Origin of the sequence: Merdimonas faecis, assembly GCF_001754075.1 — a bacterium.
Lineage (GTDB): Bacteria > Bacillota > Clostridia > Lachnospirales > Lachnospiraceae > Merdimonas > Merdimonas faecis.
This window is the reverse complement of sequence record NZ_MIEH01000004.1, coordinates 1-3,849: the sequence shown is the minus strand read 5'-3', so window position 1 is coordinate 3,849 and position 3,849 is coordinate 1. Positions and strand designations below refer to the sequence as shown.

At 53.8% G+C, this 3,849-nt stretch carries 5 protein-coding genes; all 5 read right to left on the bottom strand.

Features of this window, described 5'->3' with window-relative positions:
- Positions 1-61: 61 nt before the first annotated feature.
- The gene (locus BKD12_RS01610) at positions 62-373 is read right to left on the bottom strand and encodes a CD1845 family protein (protein ID WP_002578493.1); all 312 of its coding nucleotides are present in this window, start codon (positions 371-373) and stop codon (positions 62-64) included.
- Complete coding sequence (locus tag BKD12_RS01605; protein ID WP_002578492.1) at positions 370-675, bottom strand: hypothetical protein; 306 nt, start codon at positions 673-675, stop codon at positions 370-372. The genes BKD12_RS01610 and BKD12_RS01605 overlap by 4 nt, the downstream gene beginning before the upstream one ends.
- 152 nt (positions 676-827) lie before the next feature.
- A complete protein-coding gene (locus tag BKD12_RS01600; RefSeq protein ID WP_002578491.1) occupies positions 828-1,172 on the bottom strand; it encodes a plasmid mobilization protein in 345 nt (114 codons plus the stop codon).
- Positions 1,169-1,975: a DUF3848 domain-containing protein gene (locus tag BKD12_RS01595; RefSeq protein ID WP_002578490.1), complete on the bottom strand. Its 807-nt coding sequence runs from the start codon at positions 1,973-1,975 to the stop codon at positions 1,169-1,171. The genes BKD12_RS01600 and BKD12_RS01595 overlap by 4 nt, the downstream gene beginning before the upstream one ends.
- Position 1,976: 1 nt before the next feature.
- On the bottom strand, positions 1,977-3,849 hold a 1,873-nt coding region (locus BKD12_RS01590), incomplete at its 5' end, for a helicase-related protein (RefSeq protein WP_278308575.1).

Sequence of the window (3,849 nt, the reverse complement as noted above, 5' to 3'; positions counted from 1 at the left end):
ATTAAAAACATTTATACTAGAACCATAAAACCTCCGACGAAATTCGTCGGAGGTTTTCATATTATCCATAAACCAAATCTTGAATGATAAACTTCAAGTCCTGTACCTTGCCCAGTAGCCAGATTGCAGCCATTGGCAAACCATAGGGACTAATGAGAAATGCTATCACCAGCAGGATAATGCCGTTTTGCAAGGAGTAAGTAATCAGAACTGCCACACCCAGCAGGGCAACCACCATGCTGATAAGCCCCAGCACCAAACCGGAGACATAGACAATCCCCACACAAATCCAGACGAACAGGGTCAGCGACAGAATCACCGGAGCCATTAAAATCTTCAACGGCAGTTTCAGAATGAACCAGATCGCCCTCATTTTTCTTCCTCCTTCCATCGTTCCCGAAAGCTCTGACAGAGAATTTCTGCCTGTCTTTCATCTTCTTCCGTCACTTCTCGGCATCCTTTGGTTAGCCGCAGTTCCTCATAGCTGCGATAATCGGATAACAGCACCTCGAATAGTTCGTCCGGTGTCCGGCTGAGAAGTCCATCCACACAGTAGCGGGAATCTCCATTCCATGTGACGCGGAGATAACCTTCTCGACAAGGGAGGACTTCTTCCTCTAGATCACAGTCCAAATACTCACGAAAAATCTCCAACACCTTCTCAAAGGTTTTCATCTATTCTCAACTCCTTTGCGGCAATCTGTTTTCTACCCATATTATCCTTCCAACATTTCAAAAAGACAAGGATATGGGCAAAAGAAAAAACGGAGGAAGGCGCGGCGAAAAGAACGCCGTTCCTCCCTCCGCAGTTGGGGCATATATCCCTGTTACGAAAGCCTGGAAAGCTGGGTTAGGATTTCTTTCACGCCCTCCCATAACTGCTCCTGCCGTTGGGCTATATCCTCCAGGTCAGCATCATAAATCCGCCCCGTTTCATGTACCCGTCGGGTGAGCTGGTTCAGGTTATTGCTGCTTCGGCGCAACAGGGATACCAGTTCCTTCAGCTCCGGCAAGTCCAGCTGTACCACATAGCCGTCCACAGCCATCTTCCGCAGATAGGCGCTCAGGTTTTTTGTTCCGAACTGTGCCATTTTCTGCTGGATCGCTTCCATCTCCGCATCGGAAACCCAAAACAGGACCGGCACATCCCGTTTACGCTTTTTGGCGCTCATCGTTCCGGCTCCTGTTTCTTCGATAAAGCAGGCTTGTGGGTGGTAGGCTCCTGTTTGAGCTTTTGCAAGACAGAGCCTTTCTCCGGTTCCTGAAGCGTTTTTCGTGCCTGCCGTGTAAACAGATCGGTCAGACCAAGATTGACCTCATCCACAACCAGATAAGCACAGTGGCGCGAAGTGCCGCTGTCCTCCGGCATGGGAATGGTCTTTGCCCAGGCTTTGTTGTCACGGGAAACGCGACCGTCGCTGTCCTTATGCTGGATGGTGTTGGCAAGGATGAACTGTACTCGTTCCGACCCGAACTTTTCCAGCACCGCCTTAACCGCAGACTCCGTATCCAGTCGGTTATCCGCATAGTGGGCGCTGATGGCGTGTTCAATGGCCTCTTTACAGTCAAAGTTTGCCTGATAAGAGCGGTTATATTGTGCCATCTCCCCATGCTGGGACGCATAGGCGGCAGAATGGAGATAGAGAGGGATGGACCGCTGTTCTTCCAAAACCTTACACACATCATCCGCTCGGTTTTCAATGCTGTCCCGGATCACATCCATGTAGCCGGTCTCCAGCTTCTCAAAGTGACGGTACACATCGGCCAGCGGTGTAGGCGAATCCAAAAGCGCCTGGGCCTGGGCATCGGTCAGCTCCAAGTCCTCCATCGCCATCACAATGTCCTCCCGGACGGTGTACTCATAGGTATGGTGCAGGATTTCCTCCGGGGGCTGGCTTTTCAGCCAGTCCCGGTATTTGTCCTGTTCAGCGGCCATCTTCTCATAAAGGGCCGTATTCAGATCGTTGGTATTCATGTTATCGCACCTCCTCATGTTGTTTCGGTTTCTTTTCAGGGCTACGGGGTGGCACCGGGCGCTTCAAGCTGTCCAGCACCGAAGGCCGTGCGCTCTTGGCAACCACAGTTTCCGGCTGGGCATGGCCCTTGCCGTCAATGTTCAGCAGCGTGTCCAGTTCCACCAGACGGGCGGACTTGACTCGCAGATCATCCTCAAAGGGAAACGGCTTTCCGATTTCCTCTTTGGCTGCGGCCTGCTGTTGGTAAAGGTTGTCCAGCTGGTTTTTCACGGCTTCCAAACGCTGAGGCATTTGAGCCAGTGCATTGTCGATACGGGTGAGGTTTCCGCGCGGGTCTGTGCCGAGGCTTGCCCGGTGGGTCATCTGGCCTTTCAACAGGAGCGTATATTCCTGTTTCCAAGCGGAAAACTCCACGGACATAGTAAAGCCCCGATAGCTGCCGATCTGCACCGGTTCGGAGCCTTTGACCTCCTTACAGGCGTCCAGCAAGGCTGCACCGGCGTTTTCTTTGTCAGTCAGCACATCGCCCCGGATCTCCATTCCAGCAAAGCCATCCTCCGGGTGAGGATGGGCGGCCAGGGTCTCCAGATCCGCTTCAAAGCCTTTAATAAACCCCTTGTTAGTTTCGATTTCCTGGGGGAAGTATTTGAGCAACTGATCCTCCAGGCGGTACTGCTTGCTCTGATGGTCAGCTTTCATCAGCTTCAGACGCGCAACCTCCACATCCAAATCCATGCGCTCCTTGATACGGGGGTCTCCGGCGCACAGGGCCTTGATCTCGGCAAAGGACAGCGCCGTTTCGTCCACATCATCGCAGGAGCGGACCGGGCTTTTGCTGGTCATGATTTGCGAAATGAATTTCTGTTTGTTCTCCACCGTCTGCCACAGGTAGGCATCGAAAGTTCCCTCGGTAACATAGCGGTACACATGGACCAGCGGATTCTGGTTGCCCTGGCGCTCGATACGGCCCTTGCGCTGGGCAAGGTCTCCCGGACGCCACGGACAATCCAGGTCATGGAGCGCCACAAGCCGGTCCTGCACATTGGTGCCAGCGCCCATTTTGGAGGTGCTGCCCAGCAGGACGCGCACCTGCCCAGTGCGAACCTTGGAAAACAGTTCTTTCTTCTGCACCTCGGTCTTGGCTTCGTGGATAAAAGCAATCTGCTCGGCGGGCATTCCCTGGGCGATGAGCTTCTGGCGGATGTCCTCATAGATGGTAAAGGCAGGCTCAGGCTCATCCAACGGCACAGCCTGTTCCAGCGCATGAAGTGTGGGATTATCCAGCTGTTTGGCTGCCTTTTTGGAGGGGGCTGCCTGGGGCGTGGAAATGTCGCAGAATACCAGCTGGGTCAGCTTGTCAGCCTCGCCGTCCCGCCAGATCTGCATGATATTACCCACACACTGATTGACCTTGGTGCCGGGTTCATCCGGCAGCAGCTGGTTGATGATACGCTGGTCCAGACCCAGCTTGCGGCCATCGCCGGTAATCTTGAGCATATTGTCCTCTGAGGGGTCAACGCTGCCGCTGTGTACCCTGGAGGCGCGCTCGGAGAGAACCTGCACCATCTCTTTTTGGTGTTCAGTAGGCTGGGCCACGATGTTGTGGTATTCCACCTCCGGGGTGGGCAAGTTCAGCTGATCGGCGGTTTTGATGTCGGCAACTTCACGGAACAAGTTCATCAGCTCCGGGAGGTTGAAAAACTTGCTGAATCTCGTTCTTGCCCGGTAGCCGGTGCCTTCCGGTGCCAGCTCCAGCGCCGTGACGGTTTCTCCGAAGCGGCTGGCCCAGCAGTCGAAGTGGGTCATGTTCAGCTCTTGCAGGCGGTCATACTGGAGATACCGCTGCATGGTGTAAAGTTCATAAGGTAGGAAA